Source organism: Chryseobacterium capnotolerans, from assembly GCF_021278965.1.
GTDB classification, from domain to species: Bacteria; Bacteroidota; Bacteroidia; order Flavobacteriales; family Weeksellaceae; genus Chryseobacterium; species Chryseobacterium capnotolerans.
The window spans coordinates 5,165,119-5,183,216 of the sequence record NZ_CP065589.1 but is presented as its reverse complement, the minus strand read 5'-3'; the positions used below and the strand labels follow the sequence as shown (position 1 = coordinate 5,183,216).

The window sequence follows — 18,098 nt, the reverse complement described above, 5'->3', positions numbered from 1 at the left end:
GTCATAGTATTAAACCTTATAGGCTTTTGAAACCCATAAGGTTTGATTTACACTGAAGTTATCTATCCATTCTCACAATTCTTGGCTGGAATGTTCCCAGAATGTCTACCAACTCACTTTGCGCATTCATGACTTCATGAATGTCTTTATAAGCCATAGGTGCTTCTTCTGTATTTCCGCCCATGAGGGTAACATCTTTAAGTTTCAATTCTTTTTTGATGTCATTCTGAGTAAAAAGACTCCTGCATTCTCCTCTTGAGTGGGCTCTTCCTGCTCCATGTGAAGCTGAGTTCAGAGATTCTGGATTTCCTTTTCCACGGACGATAAATCCTTTGGCAGTCATAGAGCCAGGAATCATTCCCAATTCATTTTCATTGGCTGGAGTAGCTCCTTTTCTGTGAACGATCACTTCTTTTCCATGATGGATTTCTTTCCATGCAAAGTTGTGATGGTTCTCAATTCTGGCTTTTACCCTTCCGCCGACTGCTTTTACCAGCCTTCTGTGGATATCATCATGACAGGCAGAAGCATAATCTCCTGCAAGGTTCATGGCCGTCCAATATTCCAAACCGAGGTGTGTGTTTAGATCCAGCCAGGCAAATTGCTGAGCTTCTTTAGGCAGCGGACATTGTTCTACTGCTACTCTTGAGTAATATTGAGCTATTTCAGCACCTAATCCCCGAGAACCGCTGTGTGAAAGGATTCCCAAATATTTTCCTTTAGGCAATCCTATTTGCTCATCTTCTTCTGTGATGTCCACTTCACCAAATTCCACAAAGTGATTTCCTCCTCCGGAAGATCCCATCTGTTTGATCGCTTTTCCTTTTAATCTCCTTAAAATAGGGATCATATCAAACGTATCTCTATCAAAGATTTCATGATCTATATGAGATTTATGAGTCTCATACATTCCGAATTTTGTATGTTCGGCAAGGGCTTTTTCATATTTATCCCTTGCTCCGTTCAGATATGAAACGGGGGTATCCAAAATGCTAAGACTCATTCTGCAGCCGATGTCCATCCCTACTCCGTAAGGAATTACAGCATTTTCTACGGCTAAAACACCTCCAATCGGAAGGCCATAACCGCTGTGAGCATCTGGCATTAATGCGCCCTGAACAGAAACAGGAAGCTTCAATGCCGTGTACAGCTGATTTTTAGCTTCTTCGGAAATATTATCCCCAAAGATCTGAAAGTCTGCACGCTGTGCATTCAACATCCTTTTTTCTGTTTTTTTAGAGGAGAGCAAGGTTTCCGCAATTTGCCCGAAGGTTAAATCTTTTTCGAATTGCTCCGGATGCATCAGAATTTCCTTGAGAAGAGATTTTACATAATGAATATTTTTAGTAGCAAAATTTCTCTTCATGACCTCCAAGGCTACGTTTACACTTTGATTATTTGGATAGCCCAGTTTTAATATATCTTTTCCTTTTAGTTTTAAATTTCCCATTATTTTTGTTTTAAATGAAGGACTCATCGTCCAAAAAACTTTCTGCAATCTCTGTTGCAGACATTGCGCAGGTAGTATATTTCCTGCTTTTGATAAGATCTGTTTCGTATTCCATTTTCCATGGATTAGATTTTCCGTGCATTTTTTTCTGAAGAATTCCTATGACTTTATGCTGTTCCAGATAGGCATCCAGTTCTGCCTGTTCTTTTTCCAGTTCCGCATCTATAGGTTTTTGATGGGTAATCATATGCGGTCTTGTCCTCAGGGTAAATCTCCACGGTTCCGTAAATTCGTAGTAAGTTTCATTGCATTTCCGGAAGGGGCAGTATTCTTCCCTCTTCAGGAAATACTGTCTTTCTCTTGGGGTGAGCCCGAATTTTGGACTGCTCCAGGAGTATGAAGAAACGCGATTGAGCTTTTGTTCTCTTTCTACATATATTCTTCTGCCAAATTTTCTTTTCTTTTTTAAAAACTGACGGCTTTCGGAATACATATACGTATTGATTTTCTTCAAAAGTCCTTCAAAGAACTCTCCATCGCTGCTCCGCATAACATCATCCCTTACTACAAAGAATCTTACGAATCCTAATTGATAAGGAGTTTGCAGAGGAATCAATGGAATGTTTTTTCTTATATGCCAGACTTCCTTACTACGTTTATACTTTTTTCTTATCTGTTTTTCTACATCTTTTTTCATTGTTCTTTTTCTGCTTCTCAGGCTTCTTAGCCTATAAGACAGAAGGTTATCATTTTCCATGTAAGACACAAGATATCAGATACAATATCCAGAATACCGGATTTGATCTTCTTCTATTTTCTTTCTCAACTAAAATAATAGTTGAATGAATTAATAATGATGAACAGTTATAGTTTGGGATATAAAACCTCAACTATTTTGTTCTTAAAAACACTTAAAAAGATTTCGGGGAAACGTGAGTTTGAAATATTGCGCAATAAAAAACCCGAAATCTTTACGACTTCGGGTTTTGATATTGTATTGTACTATTATTCTAAGAATGTACCAAACCGCGAAGCCTTACCACCATAAGGGGTAATCCAACTGTAGAATTCTGATTAGTTCTGAACATTGCTTCGTTGTTTTTAAATGGTTAAACTTGATTTTCAGGTGCAAATATAGAATTATTTTTTTAATCATCAATTATTTAAATCTTATTTTTGTGAAAAAAGAGTTTTATGTATAAAGTTTTATTGGCCTTACTTCCAATGCTTTTTATAGGATGCAAGAAAGAAGAACCTGTAAAAAAGGAGGTAATAAAAGTATCAGAAAAAGGCTGTTTCTCTACGAATTTCATGGAAAAAATTCTTGATTTGGAGGAAATAAAAGATCAGGCAAAGTTTCTGGATTCACAAACCCAAGGAAAGGGTAAAATCGGATTTCTTGTAGACAGTACAAAAGTAAATACTGGTTGGGATTATTCTATTTCTGTTGGGTATAATGGTCCGGATCGTTTTGAAACCTATCATATTTTCCATGCTTCAAGTGCTCAATGTAACACTTTAGCTATTTTAGAACCTGTATCCGGAGAATATATTTCTATTGAGCAATGGAGAAAAAGCAAAAATGAGCCTGCCGCAATAGAATCTTTATTAAAACCAGGACTTTATAACTTACCTATTGAAAATCTTCCTCAGGTAGATGTAAAATTTATAGAAACAGATTTTGCGGTGGAAGGTTCAGAACAGTACAGCTGTGGAGAATCAAAGTTCAGGTATTTTCCTTTAGCCCGATATAAAAATGTTGAACTGATTCTTGTCCCAATGGATTGCGGAGATTTTGATTACCGGTACTATCTGCTTACCGTAATGAATAACAGCATCGCTGGGGAAGCCTATGTGGAAGGTATTTGGTTTGATCCCGGACAAGATGATAAGAAGGAGGAATTCAGCAGCTATGAAATCAATAAATCAGGAGAAATCACTGTAACAACAGATCATAAGATTGATGGAAATAGTCAAAGGATAACTAAAACTCATTATCAGATTATGGATGATGGTAAAATCGTTCAGAAAAAATAGAATAAAGGCTGTTTCAGACGTTGAAACAGCCTTTATTTTTTCACTTGAGGTAAATAATGCTTAGAAAAATAGCATCAATAACTTTTGTCATCCGTTGGATATCCAATGTTTCTAAAGTGTCTGTAGATTTGTGATAATTTTTGTTTCTAAAGAAGGAAGTGTCAGTAATCATAAGCGCGGAAAAACCGGATTTCCAATAGTTCAAATGATCTGAGAAGTCGACTCCGCTTACAAATTTCGGGGCGGGAAATGTTTCTGTTTTTATCTGATTTGAGTGTTTAAAATGATCTATAAAGTTTCCAACGAACGGCCCTGCTCCGCTGAACTTTTTCACCAAAGTAATAAAATTCCCCTTGTCTCCATAGATCCACGAAAGAATGCCTACAGGGAAATCCTGAGATCCTTTTTCATCTTTAAAATAGCCAATCATTTCTACACTGGCCATTCCATAAACGTCTATATGATTGTCTTTTAAATATTTTGCATGAATATAACTGCCCATATTCTCTGTCCTGAAATATGGCGGTTCTTCTAATGTATAGGCCACAAGATCTATCCGATAATTGAGCTTTTGCCCTTTGAGCATTCTGGCTAATTCTAAAAGCGTCGTAACTCCTGTGGCATTATCATCTGCTCCCTGCTGATCTCCACAGACATCATAATGGGCTCCAATTATTATTCTTTTGCTATTTTCAGTTCCAAAGGAGCAGATTACATTTTTATAAGTTTGCCCACCTACTTTATACTCTTGAAAGCCTGTGCTGTCACTATATGTTTTGAATGTTTGGCGAATATAATCTGCAATGATATTCAGCTGAGCTACATTTTTATGATTCCGGAACTTTGGAGTCTGGGTAAGGGCGACCAAATGTTTCTTAATCTGTGTACTATCTGCAGGAACAGGAGAAGTTTGTACAGTTCGCTCCTTTTTTCCTATTGAAACGAATAATACAATAGCTATAAAGAGAAAGCCTACAAAGAAAATCAGCTTTTTCTTTGTAGGCTTTAGTTTATTTTTTAAACCCATAGATTTGCTTTTAATTTACTAATGAAATTTAAAGCTTTTTGGGATTAGTTTTCTAAAAACCTTTCCAGGATCTCAACAGCACATTTTGGAAGGTTTGTTCCCGGACCGAAAATAAAATCTGCTCCATTCGCATACAGAAATTCATAATCCTGCTGCGGGATAACTCCTCCTACAACAATGGTAATATCATCTGCACCCAGTTTTTTTAATTCTCCTACCACCTGAGGAACTAATGTTTTGTGTCCTGCAGCCAGGGAAGATACTCCCAAAATATGAATATCATTTTCTACGGCCTGCTTTGCTACTTCTTCCGGAGTTTGGAACAATGGAGCCACATCGACATCAAATCCCATATCTGCAAATGCTGTTGCTACTACTTTTGCTCCTCTATCATGCCCATCCTGCCCCATTTTAGCCACCATAATTCTTGGACGGCGTCCTTCTTCTTCTTCAAACTTTTGAGTCAGATGAAGGGCTTTTTCAAAATATTCATTTTTTCCGGCATTCATAGCGTATACTCCAGAGATTGTTTTAATGTTTGCTTTATATCTTCCGAAGGTTTCTTCCATGGCATCACTCATTTCGCCAAGGGTAACTCTTCTTCTTGCTGCTTCAATACAAAGTGCCAATAGATTTCCTTTTCCTGTTTTTGCACTTTCGCGGATTTCATTCAGAATTTCTGTTACCGCTTCAGAGCTTCTCTCTGCTTTGATAGTAGTTAATCGTTCGATTTGCTTTCTGCGAACTTCGGTATTATCAATATCAAGAATCTCAATGGCATCTTGTTTTAATGATGATTTGAATGAGTTGACTCCGATGATGAATTCTTCACCACTATCGATCTTAGCCTGCTTTTTAGCGGCAGCTTCTTCGATTCTCATTTTTGGGATTCCCGCTTCAATGGCTTTGGTCATTCCTCCTTCCTGTTCTACCTCATCAATATACCTCATCGCTTCTTCAATCATCTGCTGAGTAAGACTTTCTACAAGGTTACTGCCTCCCATCGGGTCTACTACATCGCAAATTCCGCTTTCCTGCTGGAGAATGATCTGTGTATTTCTTGCAATTTTAGCTGAATAATCGGTAGGAAGAGCAATAGCTTCATCCAAGGCATTGGTATGTAGAGACTGCGTTCCACCTAATGCTGAAGATAGCGCTTCAATAGCGGTTCTTGTGATATTATTAAAAGGTTCCTGCTCTGTTAATGACCACCCTGAAGTTTGAGAGTGCGTTCTTAATGCTAAGGATTTTGGATTCTGAGGATTAAACTGTTTTAAAAGTGTTGCCCAAATATATCTTGCGGCACGCATTTTAGCAATTTCCATGAAGTGGTTCATCCCGATTGCCCAGAAGAATGATAATCGTGGGGCAAAATCATCTACATTCATTCCTGCTTTGATCCCTGTTCTTACATATTCAAGGCCGTCTGCCAGCGTGTAAGCCATTTCCAATACCGGAGTGGCTCCTGCTTCCTGCATGTGATAGCCTGAAATGGAAATAGAGTTAAATTTTGGAATGTTTTGCGAAGTATATTCAAAAATGTCTGCAATGATCTTCATGGACGGTGCAGGTGGATAAATATAAGTATTTCGCACCATGAACTCTTTCAGAATATCATTTTGAATAGTTCCTGAAAGTAATTCCTGCTTCACGCCCTGCTCTTCTGCTGCAACAATATAGAAAGACAAGATGGGAAGTACAGCACCATTCATTGTCATGGAAACAGAGATCTGATCTAATGGAATTTCATTAAAAAGAATCTTCATATCTTCCACTGAATCGATGGCTACTCCTGCTTTTCCAACATCTCCTACAACTCTTGCGTGGTCAGAGTCATATCCTCTGTGTGTAGCAAGGTCAAAAGCTACGGAAAGTCCTTTTTGTCCTGCTGCAAGATTTCTTCTATAAAAAGCATTGGACTCTTCGGCGGTAGAGAAACCAGCATACTGACGGATGGTCCATGGTTTTTGTACATACATGGTGGAATACGGGCCTCTCAGGTAAGGTTCAATTCCTGGAGAAGTCTGTGTTAATGATTCATCTTTCACATCCTTTTTTCATAGGATGACTTAAGTTCCAGCCCGTCTTTTTCAAAGTTGTAAATTTCTCTTTCCTGAGGCAATACACTAAAATCGGGCTTTTTCACAGAAATTGTTTTTCGCATTCCAATAATTTTTGTCTCCGTAAAGTTAATTTTTTTGAACGAAACATGAAACTTCTGTTAACATTCAGTTTTACTGAATATTAGGAAAGAAAAAGTCCGAATATACATCCGGACTTTATTCAGTTTATTTTAATCTGTTTCTCGTTTTAATGAGATTGGTTTTAGCTTTATGGCTTAAAGTTTTACGCCCATCTCATATAAAGCAAACGATATCAAATCTGCATTTTCACCAATTACCTGATCTGTTGATCTTCCGGCTCCGTGTCCTGCATTTTTCTCAATTCTTAATAAAATAGGGTTCTTACAAGCTTGCTTTTCCTGAAGTTCTGCTCCAAATTTGAAAGAGTGAGCCGGGACTACTCTGTCATCATGATCACTGGTAATAATCATGGTAGATGGATAACATGTTTTTGTTTTTACATTGTGTACCGGAGAATAGGATTTCAGATATTCAAACATTTCTTTGTTGTCTTCTGCTGTTCCGTAATCATAAGCCCATCCTGCACCAGCTGTAAATTTGTTGTATCTTAACATATCCAGTACTCCAACTCCCGGGAATGCTACTCTCGCCAAATCAGGACGTAAAGTCATTGTTGCTCCAACCAGTAAACCTCCGTTTGATCTTCCGGAAAGGGCCATATATTCTTTTGATGTATACCCTTTGCTTTGTAGATATTCTCCTGCTGCAATAAAGTCTTCAAAAACGTTTCTTTTCTGCATTTTTGTTCCAGCATCATGCCACTTTTTACCATACTCACCACCTCCACGGATGTTTGGAACAGCGTAGATTCCGCCATTTTCCATCCAGATCGCATTTACGACTGAGAAAGATGGCTGTAAACTGATATTGAAACCTCCGTAAGAGTATAGAATAGTTGGGTTTTTACCATCCAGCTTAGTTCCTTTCTTATAGTTAATCATCATCGGAACTTTTGTTCCGTCTTTGGAAGTGTAAAATACCTGCTCAGAAACATAATCATCCGGATTGAATTTTACTTTCGGTTTTTGATATACCTCAGATTTTCCTGAATCTACATTGAATTTATAAGTAGTTCCCGGCGTGATATAGTTACTGAAAGAATAATAAAGGTCTTTCTCTTTTTCTTTTCCTCCGAAACCTGAAATATTTCCTTTACCCGGAAGGGTAATTTCTCTGATTAGTTTTCCGGTTTTATCGTATTGTTTTACCTGATCTATGGCATCCACCATATACGTTGCAAAGAAATATCCGCCTCCAGAAGAGATTCCCAATACGTTTTCCGTTTGTGGAATGACATCTTTCCATGTTTCCGGAGCCGGGTTGCTGATTGTAGTTTTTACAAGACGCATATTCGGAGCATCTTTATCTGTGGAAATAAAAAGGTCATCTCCCTGAGTGTCTACAATATTTGCATTGATGTCAAATCCTTTATTAATCTGTACAAAATCACCTCCTTTTTTCAAATCTTTGATAAAAAGCTCATTTCCATTAGTAGCATTCGCTGCAGAAATGATCAAATATCTCTGATCGTCTGAAACGCTTGCTCCCAAATATCTTCTTGGTGTTTTTTCACCCCCGAAGATCAGTTTATCTTCAGATTGCTTTGTTCCCAGCTTGTGAAAATACACTTTATGTTTATCTGTCATTCCGGAAAGTACAGTACCTTCTTTCGGTTTGTCATAACTTGAATAATAGAATCCTTCGTCATTCTGCCATGCAATTCCACTGAATTTTACATCTACTAAAGTCTCATCAATCTGTTTTTTGGTAACAGCATCAATGATGATAATTTTATTCCAGTCACTTCCACCCTCAGAAATAGAGTACGCAGCCAAATTTCCTTTTTTATTGAAAGAAAGGTTAGACATTGAAGTGGTTCCTTTTTCAGAGAATTTATTAGGATCTAGAAATACTTCCGTAGCTTTGGTCTTATTATTTGTTCTGTATAAAACAGATTGTGCCTGCAATCCATCATTTTTGGAATAATAAGTATAATCACCTTCCTTGAATGGAGCAGAAATTTTTTCATAATTCCAGATATCTTTCAGCTGATTTTTAATTTTATCCCTGAATGGAATTTTTGAAAGGTAATTCTGGCTATACGCTACTTCTTCATCCACCCATTTTTTGGTTGCTTCAGAATCATTTTCCAGATCTCTATACGGATCAGAAACTGCAGTTCCAAAATAAGTATCGCTTTGAGTCCCCTTTAATGCTTTTGGATAATTCATTGTTTGAGAATAAAAAGATGCTGAAAATAGAACTCCAGCCGTTAATAACATAGGTTTAAAATTCATACTGAACAGTTTTTATCAAAAATACATAAAGTATGTGAAATAAAAAAAGTCCCTAAATTTCGGGACTTTAGATTATTCAAGAAGCTATTAATCAGTTCTCCGCCAATTAAAAGCTGTCAAAATAGAAATCGGTAAGATTGGTAACAATTTGATCCGGGCTCCCGTTCCAATAGTATATTTTACCTCCTTCTTTCAGCTCATACAGACTAAAGTTCTGGTCTGTGGTTACTGTTTTATCTGCATTTTTAAAATCTTCAATTATCTGAATTAAATATTTTTTCAGTTCCTCAGCCTTTACTTTCTTCGTATCACCTTCAGGCCCATGGGTCAATTTTGATGGCAGCTGAAAACTTACGGTATAGCTTATCTCTGCAATTTTTTCTCCTTCAAGGTATTCGTTAGGAACAATTTTTACGTTGTTAACGGTTACTTTTGCTTTTTTAAAATTCCCGATCATTGCCATGAAATAATCTTCCGCTTCTTTTTTACATGCTGAAGCCGTGGCTTTAGGAAAAGCAGAAAGGAAATTCTCTACACTGCTGTTGATCATTTCCTGCGAAGATTCTTTGAAATTGATCTGGTAAGCATCCTGCCCTTCTACTGTAGGTCTTAAATAATCATTAAGCTTATTTAAGGCTGCATCATCGTTATTTACTAAAGTCCGGAAGTACAGCTCAAAGACTTCTTTGGGATTCTTTACCTCTGTTTGTGCAGAAACGTATTGCCCCATCATGGTAAGCAATAATAAAAAAATAATTTTGTAGTTTTTCATAGTTTATAATTTGAATAATTGTTGTGCTTAAAAGAAAAGCCCCTGAGAAAATCAGAGGCTTTGTTTATTTTTTGTAAACTCTTAGTAGTTTTCTTCTTCTCCCTTCATTTTTTCTGCATTCTCAGCCATAATTACGGCATCAATCATTTCAGAAATATCTCCATTCATGTAAGCATCCAGATTATACATTGATTTGTTAATTCTGTGATCTGTTACTCTTCCCTGTGGATAGTTATATGTTTTGATCTTTGCAGAACGGTCACCCGTAGAAACCATAGATTTACGTTGTGCAGCAATATCTCCCTGTACTTTTTGAAGTTCGATATCGTATAGCTTAGTTCTTAGCATTTCCATTGCCAATTCACGGTTAGCCAACTGAGAACGAGCCTGTTGACAAACCACTACCATTCCTGAAGGCTTGTGGGTCAACTGTACTTTTGTTTCAACCTTGTTTACGTTCTGACCACCGGCACCTCCTGAACGTGAAGTCTGCATTTCAATATCAGCAGGATTCAGTTCGAAGTCTACTTCTTCTGCTTCCGGTAGAACAGCAATGGTAATAGCAGAGGTATGAACTCTACCTTGAGATTCTGTTTCAGGTACACGCTGCACACGGTGAACTCCGGATTCGAATTTCATAATTCCGTATACACCTTCACCTTCCACCTTCATGATCAATTCCTTGTATCCTTTTGCTGCTTCATTGGAATCTGTCACTTCATGTCTCCATCCTTTTGTTTTGAAATACATGGTATACATTCTGTACACATCTTCCACGAAGATTGCTGCTTCATCACCTCCTGTTCCGGCACGTAATTCAACGATAACGTTTTTGTCATCGGCAGGATCTTTAGGAATCAATAGAACTTTAAGCTCTTCTTCTAACCCTGGAAGTTTAGACTGAGCTTCCAGTTTTTCTTCTTTTGCAAGATCTACAAGGTCTCTGTCTGAGCCATCTGCAATAATTTCATCAGATTCTTCAATGCTGTCTAAAGCACCTTTATACTGATCGTAAACTCTTACAATTTTCCCCAAATCACTATATTCTTTGTTCAAAGAAGAATATCTTTTTTGGTCTGAAATGACATCAGGCTGTATAATAAGGTCTGCAACCTCATTATATCTTTGTTTTATAGCTTCTAATTTTGGAATTAATGATTTAGACATTGTCGAATTTTTTAGGTGCAAAGATAAGAATTATTAATTCAAAATTAAAGTATAAATTTTTGAGCATTAGGGATCAAGGGCATAAAATGGTAAAAAGATGTGTTTATAAATTAACCAATCCACTTTTTATGCTTTCAACATTCCTCTTAAACCTCTTTAGAAAGTCTTCTGTCTATCCAATATAAAATGAGCCCTACCGCAATAATTCCTAATCCTATTAAGCTTTCTTTAGGGTTATGAATAAAGGTAAAATACAGAATATAAATACTGAACAGTAAGAAAACAGTTGGGAAAATATAAAAAGCATTGGATTTAAATATTTTTCGATCTTCTTTTTAAGAAAGTATACGGTTGATATCGCTAAACTTGCAAATAACTGAAGGATAAATGCCGTATATACAAAGATTTCCTTGAAACTTCCTGTTAAAATAATGATTGTAGCGATGATGGCATGAGCAAAGATCGCTCTTACTGGGATTCCTTTTTTATTCCCTACTGAAAGCGGCTTCCAGATGCGGGTATCTTTTGCAAAAGCCTGGGTAAGCCTTGATCCTACCCACAGATATCCACTGATGGTTGCAATGAGCTGTAATGCGATAAAAACATTCACAATCTTTCCAAAGGAAAGCCCCAGCATATTTACTGCAGCCTCGCCCATTACATCTTCTTTTCCCGCTAATTGGCTTACCGGAGCATGTTTCAGCATAATATAATTTACCAAAATATAACTTATCGTCACAAAAACGGTTCCTATAATCAGTGATTTAGGCAGACTCTTCTGAACATCTTTTATTTCTCCGGCAATATAGGACGCAGAGTTCCATCCGGTATAAGAATAGGTAACAAAAACCAGCGAGGTTGCAAAGGCAGGAAGCATAATTTCATGCTGCCAGCTGTCACTGAAGTTCAGACTGTTTCCAATCTCTGGAGAATCTGATAATCCTACACCCAAGATTACCAGTACAATAATAAAGGTAATTTTGATAAATGTAAAAAAATTATGAAACCGGCTTGAAGTCTTTAAACTGAATGACAGGGTAATAGCTACTAAAAATATAGCGGCAATGGCAAAGCCATTTCCAAATGAATACTCAAATACGGAAAGATATTTTGACATGGCTAAAGCCGCCAATGCAACGGGTGAAGAAAATCCGATAATCAGGGAAATCCAGCTTATCAGGTATCCGAATAAGGGATGATATGTTTCTTTAAGATAGATAAAATCACCCCCGTTTCCTTTAAAATGAGAGCCTAATTCGGCATAGCAGAAAGCTCCGAACAACGCCAGAATGCCTCCGATTACCCATAATAAGAAAATACTATAGGTATTGGTAATATCAGATAACTGAAATCCCAGGGTTGTAAAAATCCCTGTCCCTATCATATTGGAAACGACAATGGCTGCGGCTGTTTTCCAGCCAATCTGATGTGAAGCAGTACTCATTTATTCATTAAAAATTAAAATTAAGCCTTCCAAAGAAATAGCTTCCCAATGTACCCATCTGAACCGGTGCATATTTGAATACTCCATAGTATGAATTTTTATAAATCTGTAGATCCGGGAAAACATCAAATACATTGTTGGCCCCTACTGTAAAGTTGATATTCTTTGTGATATCATAGCCTACACTTACATCAGTAACTACTTTTGGTGCAAACTCCTGAACTTCTCCGAAGGGATACCCATCTCTTATGACTTTACCAAAATAGGTATTTCTCACGAGAAAATTGAATTTTCCAATTCCATAGGTCAACCCCAATGATGCTTTTGTTTTAGGAGAAAGAGTTTCAGTGATATTAATCTGATCCGGGCCAAAGAATTCTTTTTGTGGGGTGTCCAAATTCTCCGGGAAATGGAAATCTGTAATTTTGGTTTCGGCATAATTTCCGGCAAGGTTGATATTTAAGTTTCCGCCAGCCAGCTTCCAATCATAAGAAACAACTACATCCACTCCTTTCGTTTCGGTATCAATGGCGTTGGCAAAGAATCTGCCGCTTTCCACCTGATTTCCTTCTCCTACTACATTACGATCAGATAATCTGGAATCTGTAATATTGCTGGTAATGACAATTCTGTCTTTCACTTTAATAATATATCCGTCTACGGTAATGAAAAGGCCTTTAGCAGGTCGTAGGGTAAACCCAGCACTCCCATTAACGGATGTTTCCTGTTTTAATTTATCAAATCCCAGAACCTGTGCAGCCTGGCTATCATTATTAAAAATTCCTTTCCTCACAATTCCCCCTCCTGATGTAGAAATATCTGCAAACGAGTTATTAAAATACTGCTGCTGAAGCGATGGTGCCCTAAATCCGGTTCCAACGGCTGCTCTTACTGCATAATTTTTTATAAACTCATACCTTACTGCTAACTTTCCGTTCAGGGTACTCCCAAAATCTGAATAGTTTTCAAATCTGGCAGCGGCATCAATATTCAGTTTTTTATCCAGATCATAAGAAATATCAGCATATACTGCAGTGGCGTGTCTGTCTTTTTTTAAGGCATTGTCTGGTGAAAAACCTATAAAAGATTGTGAACCTCCCGCACCGATTACTTTAGAGTCTTTTGTTGCTATATTTCCGTTTTCATCATATTGGGTATAAGATGCCTCATCTCCTGCTTTGATCTGATATTGTTCAAATCTGAATTCTCCACCGAATGCGATATTGAAGTTCTTGATTTTTTTTGAAACATCAAGATTGACCGTATTTTGCAAAAAGCTATGAGCTCCCGCATAAAACTGTGTTGGGGACTTGATTCCAAGAGAGGCATTATTGGTATTGTTTACATGATAGTTGAAAGTATTACTTCCAAAAGTATTGCTCAGGTCAATCAACCAATCGTTGACATTATACTTCGCTCCTACAGCATAAGAGATATCATAAATCTGAGAATTCAGGACTGCCTGAAAACCATTGGGATATATTTCTTTAACAATATTAAAATCTTCGTTGGGAAGTCTTCTGAAACCATATCCTTTCCCTTCTTTAATACTGAACCCACCAAAAGAATAGAACTTAAAGTTATCGTTCAAGGGATATTCTGCATTGAAAAACAATTGCCCTTGTCTGATTTGTGCATCTCCGATCTGGAAATTAAAATAGTCTCTTGTTAATCCCCTTTTCCTTATTTCATCATCATCATTTTGTCTTGCAATATCTGGATTATCTGCAAATTCATAGGCAAAATTATTTCCGAAAATATCAAGATCATGATTTTGGGTTCTCGTTGTTTTTCCTCTGTGGCTTAATTGCAATGAAAGATTGACAAATCCATCATTTTTCCCAAGAGAAGTTCCATAATTAACTCCCGCCTGGTAAGTATCGCCGTCATTTCTTCCACTTAATCCATAGGTTAAACTTGCGGAAGCTCCGGCATTCTTTTTTAGAATAATATTAATCACTCCGGCAATAGCATCAGAACCATATTGTGCAGCAGCACCGTCTCTTAATACTTCAATTTTTTCTATGGCTATCACAGGAATAGTACTCAGATCTGTTCCTACAGATCCGTTTCCTACGGTATTCTGATAATTGACAAGAGATGTTGTATGCCTTCTTTTCCCATTAAGCAATACTAAAACCTGATCTGGTCCCATTCCTCTTAACGTTACAGGATCAATATGTTCCGTTCCATCTGAAGCGGATTGTCTTACAGAATTGAATGAAGGAATAACATAGTTCAAAAGGTCCTGAGCCGTCATTTGCGGAGATGATCTTTGAACTTTATCAATATTGATCACATCTACAGGAACCGGTGTTTCCAGTTTTGTTCTTTTAACGTTACGGTTTCCTACGATGATAATGTCTTCGATTTGTTTTCCTTTTTCCTCCTGCTCCTGGGCAGCGACCCATATTGTCCCCAGCAATAATACAGCTGTGCTTAGTTTTTTCATCTTTGTTCTTGCCAATTAATAAATATTCTTCCGCAGATTATACTGCAGATACACAAGACTTCAAGAAATGGAATTCATATAGAAATATTGACTTCACTTATCTCCCCCATCGGGTTGGAATTAGCACCTTTACATTTCTGGAATTATGCAGGTTGCTAAGGTTTCATTGGGCCAAATCCCTCCACCTTTCTTGATAAATCTAGTGCAAAGGTAGACTAATTTTTCAAATATGCAAAAGCGAATGAGCCCTATAAAGAAAAAAGGCAAATTCGCTGAATTGCCAATTTGCCTCTCTATTTATTTTACAATCATCTTTTGAATAGCGATTCCTGTTTCTGATTTCAGATGAACCAGATAAGTTCCGGGTGGATAACTGACCTTCAGTTCATAAGTACCATTTTCTTTATCGAGTTTGAACGCATCAAGCTTTTTACCACTCATTTCGAAAATGATGATTTCTCCGTTTCTGGCTTTATTGAAAATCAGTTTAGCAAACCCATTTTTGATCGGATTATCAGCGATCTGAAGGGATAATTTGTTTGCTGCATTCACATCAGAAGTAGATAAAGATCCTGCATTGTTTCCAAAAATTCTGAATTCTCCAGGCTGCAAAGTAATGAGTTCCGTAGTTGAAACAATATTTGAAACGGTATCATCCATCAGATTTTTCCACTGTCCAACATACGGAAAATAAGGCGTAATATTTTGTACGGCTGTAGAATAATTCGCCAGAACGACTACATTTTTCATTCCATTGATGGTACTGTCATACACATAAATCCTTGTGATTAATCCATCAGGATCATTTGCAAGGTTATTGGATTCTATACTATACGTTTTTGATTTGAATACCGGATGGGTATTTCTGATATCAATAATCTTTGCCCATGTATCATAGACTGCTTTTCTGTTAACATCACTATCATATCCCAATGTGAAAGCTACAGGTTTTTCATCAGTCCTGCATCCGTTGCTGATACTTCCATCAGCACATCGGTTGATACTGAATTCATACCCCAGCTCTCCAAACTGCCAGATCATCTTTGGACCGGGAATGGTAAAGAAAGTGGCTCCAAATGTTTTCATTCTTTCTAAAGCTGTATTCAAGTTCTTCACACTATAACTTCCATTAATAGCTCCGTAAGCAAGGTTTTTAAACATCAGCCTTTCTTCATCATGACTTTCTCCATACCCTACAGCATGCATATTGGTAAAGCCATGAAGACTGTGATTCATACGGTCATAATTGCTGTTATCTTTATACCCCATCGTATTTTGATTGTAAGGCTCTGTTTGTTTATTCCAAAGCATCACTCCTTTTCCTTCTGCTATTCTGTAATTAGCCCACTGCTGTTCTTCTGCATCCGTTCCAAGGTGTTCGAATATCATATAAGAGTTTGGATCAAGGGCCCATTGTTTATCTGCATAATGTTTCATAATATCTACTCTGTCCTGCTGATAAGCATTGGTACAGTTTTCATCATTTTCAGAGCAGTTTTGGGTAAAACCTTTTGTTAAGTCCCAACGGAAGCCATCAATACGATACTCTGTCAGCCATTGCTGAAGACATCTTTCAACGTAATACTGAGTTGAAGGACTGCTATGGTTAAAATCATTGAATACATTATAAGAGTGCTTAGGGACCTGATTGAAATAAGGGTTATTAGCCGCCACATCACCATAGCCATCACCATCCGGGTCAATATTCCAAAGCCTTACTAAAGGGGAGCGCCCTGTGGCATGGTTAAAAGCTACATCCAAAATCACAGCTATCCCATTCTGATGGCACAAGTCAACAAATTCTTTGAACTTTTCAGGAGTTCCGTACGCTTTGTCTAAGGCATAATGGAAGGAAGTATTATATCCCCATGAAAGATTCCCGTCAAACTCCATAATTGGAAGCAATTCAATAGCATTGATTTTCAGATTTTTTAAATATGAGATTTTATTAATCAAAGACTGCCAGTTTTTTTCCTGGGTAAAATCTCTTAACAGCAGCTCATACACTACAAGATCTTCCTTAGCTGGTCTTTGAAAATTGCCTGCCTGCCAGTTATAAGGAGTTTGCCCGAGTTTGAATGTTGAAACCTCAAAGCCCTGGCCAGCTGGAAATGCCGGAAGATTCGGATATGTGGAAGATGAAATCCACGGATCATCATAAGAAGATAAAATTTGTGGAGAATAAGGGTCTGCTACCCTCCTCAAATCGTTTGTTCTGTACTGGAACGTATAAAGCTGCTGTGGAGTTAATCCATTTAGCTCAATCCAGTAAAGATCCGGATTTACGGTATCCCTTTTCATCAGATAAGTATCATTCACCGTCCAGTTATTGAAACTTCCTATCACATGAACAAAGTTTTTGTGAGGAGCATACAAAGCAAGCCCAACTTTAGTAGGATTTATTGGACTGTAATTTATTCCTTGCCTGATCCAATCTGGAATAGCTTCAGAAACCACATTCCGGGGAACCTGCAGAATGAATGCTGCACTTTTGGAATTGCTCCCCTCTGTAGCAATCAGCTCCATACTGGCATCCTCTGTAACTGTATAACTGTAAGAATAAGATTGAGAAGGAGCAGAGGTAGAATTCACCACTACTCCATTCGCTTTAAGCTGGAAAGTAGTATTTACATTCGTTGTTGCGGTAATATTGATCGAACTTCCAACCGGTACTGTTGTAAGGCTGTTGGCCGAAGGATTAGTTAAACTCAGGTTCAAAATACCTACATTTACAAAGATATCAGGGGATGTCTGGTGTGCACCGGTTTTATCCTTTAATAAAAACCCAAACCTTCCGATACCCGTTCTCCCGAAGAAGGCTGTTGGCGTCAGTGTTATTGAGTATATATCGGTTGCAGCATTGTAACTAAGCTTATTCAAATCGTTGGAATTATTCCAGCTTCCATTGGTAGGACAATCCTGGCTGCTCTGATAATTGGTATCAAAGGACCATGACCAGATATAAATTGAATTATTAGTTACTCCCCAGGCCGATTCATCAATCTGATCGCCGGGAATTGTGAGGGTAATTGCATCTGTTTCATTAAACGGATTTGGAGAAATCGTATAGTTAATCTGTCCAAAAGCCAACATTGTAATGAATAACAAAGCAGCGGAATATAATTTTTTCATGTCTTTATTTTTATCGAATATAATATTAATTTCTCTTTGCAATGATCATCTTATTCTATTTTGATCAAACAAATATCAACATCACATAAAAAAGGCTCATGAAAAAATTTCAATGAGCCTTTCAATAAAAGTAATTGTAATGAACTATCGTATGTAACGGAAATCTAATAGATATA

10 protein-coding genes, 1 pseudogene and 1 riboswitch are annotated in these 18,098 nt (G+C 37.4%); of the genes and pseudogenes, 1 reads left to right on the top strand and 10 read right to left on the bottom strand.

Features of this window, described 5'->3' with window-relative positions; all coding sequences use genetic code 11:
* Positions 1-58: 58 nt before the first annotated feature.
* Positions 59-1,450: an RtcB family protein gene (locus tag H5J24_RS24640; RefSeq protein WP_068939375.1), complete on the bottom strand. Its 1,392-nt coding sequence runs from the start codon at positions 1,448-1,450 to the stop codon at positions 59-61.
* A 10-nt stretch (positions 1,451-1,460) separates the two neighbouring features.
* On the bottom strand, positions 1,461-2,147 hold the full coding sequence (locus H5J24_RS24635; protein ID WP_228407551.1) for a hypothetical protein: 687 nt from the start codon (positions 2,145-2,147) through the stop codon (positions 1,461-1,463).
* A 497-nt stretch (positions 2,148-2,644) separates the two neighbouring features.
* On the opposite strand from H5J24_RS24635, the gene H5J24_RS24630 reads away from it, so the two are divergent.
* Positions 2,645-3,487, top strand: a complete 843-nt coding sequence (locus tag H5J24_RS24630) for a hypothetical protein (protein WP_082810955.1) — start codon at positions 2,645-2,647, stop codon at positions 3,485-3,487.
* Positions 3,488-3,527: 40 nt separating this feature from the next.
* Here the strand turns inward: H5J24_RS24630 and H5J24_RS24625 are convergent, their stop codons facing one another.
* The 8 genes and pseudogenes from H5J24_RS24625 to H5J24_RS24590 all read right to left on the bottom strand — a co-directional run bounded on the left by H5J24_RS24625 (position 3,528) and on the right by H5J24_RS24590 (position 17,922).
* Positions 3,528-4,514, bottom strand: coding sequence for a M28 family peptidase (locus H5J24_RS24625; protein WP_082810954.1), 987 nt, complete (start codon positions 4,512-4,514; stop codon positions 3,528-3,530).
* A 44-nt stretch (positions 4,515-4,558) separates the two neighbouring features.
* Positions 4,559-6,678, bottom strand: a pseudogene (gene scpA, locus H5J24_RS24620) (methylmalonyl-CoA mutase).
* A gap of 174 nt (positions 6,679-6,852) precedes the next feature.
* Positions 6,853-8,955 carry a prolyl oligopeptidase family serine peptidase gene (locus H5J24_RS24615; RefSeq protein ID WP_068939074.1) on the bottom strand — a complete coding sequence of 701 codons (2,103 nt, stop codon included), beginning with the start codon at positions 8,953-8,955 and terminating at the stop codon, positions 6,853-6,855.
* A 106-nt stretch (positions 8,956-9,061) separates the two neighbouring features.
* Positions 9,062-9,727 (bottom strand): hypothetical protein, encoded by a 666-nt coding sequence (locus H5J24_RS24610; protein WP_068939072.1) that lies wholly within the window; start codon positions 9,725-9,727, stop codon positions 9,062-9,064.
* A gap of 81 nt (positions 9,728-9,808) precedes the next feature.
* Entirely contained in the window at positions 9,809-10,894 is a 1,086-nt protein-coding gene (prfA, locus tag H5J24_RS24605) for a peptide chain release factor 1 (protein ID WP_068939070.1), read from the bottom strand.
* Positions 10,895-11,111: 217 nt separating this feature from the next.
* Positions 11,112-12,338 (bottom strand): APC family permease, encoded by a 1,227-nt coding sequence (locus tag H5J24_RS24600; protein WP_232815927.1) that lies wholly within the window; start codon positions 12,336-12,338, stop codon positions 11,112-11,114.
* Between the two features lie 7 nt (positions 12,339-12,345).
* Entirely contained in the window at positions 12,346-14,790 is a 2,445-nt protein-coding gene (locus tag H5J24_RS24595) for a TonB-dependent receptor plug domain-containing protein (protein WP_068939066.1), read from the bottom strand.
* 94 nt (positions 14,791-14,884) lie between these two features.
* Positions 14,885-14,990, bottom strand: a riboswitch (SAM riboswitch).
* Between the two features lie 97 nt (positions 14,991-15,087).
* Positions 15,088-17,922 (bottom strand): alpha-amylase family glycosyl hydrolase, encoded by a 2,835-nt coding sequence (locus tag H5J24_RS24590; protein ID WP_068939368.1) that lies wholly within the window; start codon positions 17,920-17,922, stop codon positions 15,088-15,090.
* Positions 17,923-18,098: the final 176 nt, after the last annotated feature.